The following is a 280-nucleotide window of genomic DNA, read 5'->3' as shown; positions in this document are numbered from 1 at the left end:
TAGTACATGCAGAATGGTAGTCAGCCGCAGCAATTTAAGCCATGCTGGTGATTGCGAGATCATCAATAAGGAGTATTGCTATGGCTGACCACTTAAACAATAAACCCTTTGGGGCATGGATTGCAATCGATATTGCCAAGGACTTTAATGCCGTGTTAAGCGAGACTAAAGAAGGTAAACGACAGCATTTTCGGATGGCTAATTCTGCTGCCGATCATGATCGTTTTATTGCTTTTCTAAAGAGCTTACCGCCGCCTTGCATTATTGGGTTTGAGGCAAC

The 280-nt window shown here is 43.6% G+C and carries 1 pseudogene; it reads left to right on the top strand.

The features are described 5' to 3' along the window. Positions 1-80: 80 nt before the first annotated feature. Positions 81-280 (top strand): annotated as a pseudogene (locus ICN40_RS11650) (IS110 family transposase); the annotation flags it as partial.

Source organism: Polynucleobacter sp. Fuers-14 (genome assembly GCF_018882045.1).
Classification (GTDB): Bacteria; Pseudomonadota; Gammaproteobacteria; order Burkholderiales; family Burkholderiaceae; genus Polynucleobacter.
Note: the sequence above shows the minus strand (reverse complement) of the source record. Positions and strands in the feature narration are given on the sequence as shown.